The organism is Dietzia sp. DQ12-76 (assembly GCF_014145045.1).
Taxonomy (GTDB): domain Bacteria; phylum Actinomycetota; class Actinomycetes; order Mycobacteriales; family Mycobacteriaceae; genus Dietzia.
Window position 1 is genome coordinate 1 of sequence record NZ_JAALDV010000186.1, and the last position, 2417, is coordinate 2417.

General features: G+C 68.8%; 1 protein-coding gene and 1 pseudogene. One reads left to right on the forward strand and one right to left on the reverse strand.

Annotated features, from left to right (window positions below; all coding sequences use genetic code 11):
• Positions 1-65: 65 nt before the first annotated feature.
• Positions 66-2075, reverse strand: a complete 2010-nt coding sequence (gene htpG, locus G6019_RS07630; RefSeq protein ID WP_182613337.1) for a molecular chaperone HtpG — start codon at positions 2073-2075, stop codon at positions 66-68.
• Between the two features lie 108 nt (positions 2076-2183).
• Here htpG and G6019_RS07635 point away from each other — a divergent pair.
• Positions 2184-2417 (forward strand): annotated as a pseudogene (locus G6019_RS07635) (maleylpyruvate isomerase N-terminal domain-containing protein); the annotation flags it as partial.

Sequence of the window (2417 nt, forward strand, 5' to 3'; positions counted from 1 at the left end):
TGGCGGCCGGCGCCCCGCGGGATCCGACCCGGGTACCCGCGGGGCGCCGATCGACTGACCTCTCGTCAGATCCGGTCGACCAGCAGCTTGGCGAACGCGGCGGGGTCCGACAGCGTCCCGCCCTCGGCCAGGACGGCCGCACCCGAGAGCAGGCGCGCCGTCTGGGCGAGTCCCGGGGCCGACGGGTCCTCGGAATGTTGCGACCGCAACCGCTCGACCAGGGGGTGAGACGGGTTGAGCTCCAGAATCCTCTTGCTCGCGGGCAGCTCCATGCCCGAGGCCCGGTACATGGCCTCGAGTTGCGGGGTCATGTCGAACTCGTCGCCGACCATGCACGCGGCGGACTCGGTCAGACGATGCGACAGTCGCACCTGCTTGACCTCGTCGGCCAGCTCCTCGCCCAGCCAGTCGAGCAACCCGGCGAAATCCGCGGTATCCGCCTCGTCCTTCGCATCCTCACCCTCGGCTCCGATACCGGACAGGTCCACGTCGCCCTTGGCCACCGAGCGCAGCCGCCTGCCCTCGACCTCGCCGACCGCGTCGACCCACACCTCGTCGACCGGGTCGGTGAGCACCAACACCTCCACACCCCGCGCCCGGAACGCCTCCAGGTGCGGGGAGTTCTCCACCGCCGCGCGGGACGTGCCGGTGAGGTAGTAGATCTCCTCCTGCCCATCGACCATCCGGGAGATGTACTCGGCGATCGTGGTGCCCGCCTCGTCCTCGCCCCCGGTGCCCCCGTCGGACTCGTCCGGTCGCGGACGAGTGGACGCGAACGTGCTCACGGCGAGTAGTTGCTCGCGGGCGTCGACATCGGAGATCAGGCCTTCTTTCAGGACCGCGCCGAAGTTCTTCCAGAACGAACGGAACTCCTCGGGACGCTCGGTCCTGAGCTGCTCGATGGTCTGCAGCACCCGCTTGACCAGTCGCTTACGGATCGCACGGACCTGGCGGTCCTGTTGGAGGATCTCGCGCGAGACGTTGAGAGAGAGGTCCTGGGCGTCGACGATTCCCTTGACGAAGCGCAGGAAGGGAGGCACCAGCTCCTCGCAGTCGTCCATGATGAAGACTCTGCGGACGTAGAGCTGAACCCCGCGCTTGGCGTCCGGCGAGAACAGGTCGAACGGGACCTGGGTGGGCAGGAAGAGCAGAGCCTGGTACTCGAACGTCCCCTCCGCCTTGAGGGTGATGGTCTCCAGCGGCTCGTCCCAGGCGTGGGAGACGTGACGGTAGAACTCCGCGTACTCCTCGTCGGTCACCTCGGAGCGGGGCCGCGTCCACAGCGCCTTCTGGGAGTTGAGCGTCACGGTCTCGGTGATCGTGCTCTCCGCGGCGGGGTCGTTCCCCTCGTCGTCGTCCCCCGTCGGTTCCGGTGCGGGGCGCTGCACCTCCATGCGGATCGGCCAGGCGATGAAGTCCGAGTAGGTGCGCACGACCCGGCGCAGCGTGGACTCCGCGGCATAGTCGGGCAGCGCCGCGTCCCCGCCGGTCGGCTTGAGCCGGAGGACCACCGAGGTGCCCTGGGGGGCGTCGGGGGCCTCCTCGATCGTGTACGTCCCCTCGCCTCCCGAGGTCCAGCGCGTGCCGGTGGTCTCGCCGGCCTTGCGGGTGACCAACGTGACCTCATCGGCGACCATGAAGGTGGAGTAGAACCCGATACCGAACTGGCCGATGAGATCGGCGGTCACCTGCTCGCTGGCCTCGCCCGACTCCTGCGCCGCGCGCGCCGCCGCGAGGGCCTCCCGCATCTGGCCGGTACCCGATTTCGCGAGCGTGCCGATGAGATCCACCACCTCGTCGCGCGACATCCCGATGCCGTTGTCGCGGATCGTCAGGGTGCGGGCCTGCTCATCGGGGATCAACTCGATGTGCAGGTCCGAGGTGTCGACACCCAACGAGGAGTCCTGAATCGCGGCCAGCCTCACCTTGTCCAACGCGTCCGAGGAGTTGGAGATGACCTCTCGGAGGAAGGTGTCCGGGTTGGAGTAGATCGAGTGGATCATCAGATCCAGCAGTTGCCGGGTCTCGGCCTGGAACTCCCGGGTCTCTGCTGCACCGGAGGTCTGCGCGCTCATGGCGGGTATCGGTCCTTTCTCGTCACGGCTCAGGGGCTGGCGCGATCTGGTCACGCCGTCCCAGTCAACCTAGTGTGAGGCCCAGACATTCCTGCAGATGAGGTGACCGTGACCCCGACCCCGTTGAGCCCGGAGGACCTGTCGGTCCTCGACCGGGCCACCACCCTGTTCGGCCGCGCGCTCGCGGCGGGTCTCGACGGCGACTGCGACGCGTGCCCGGGATGGAGCCGCCGCGACTGCGCCAACCACGTCCTGGGCGGCGGGTTGCGCTACGCCGCCTACTTCCCGCGACTGCCGGAATCGGAGATCGCGTGGACCCGCACCGCCGACCACGCCGGCGAG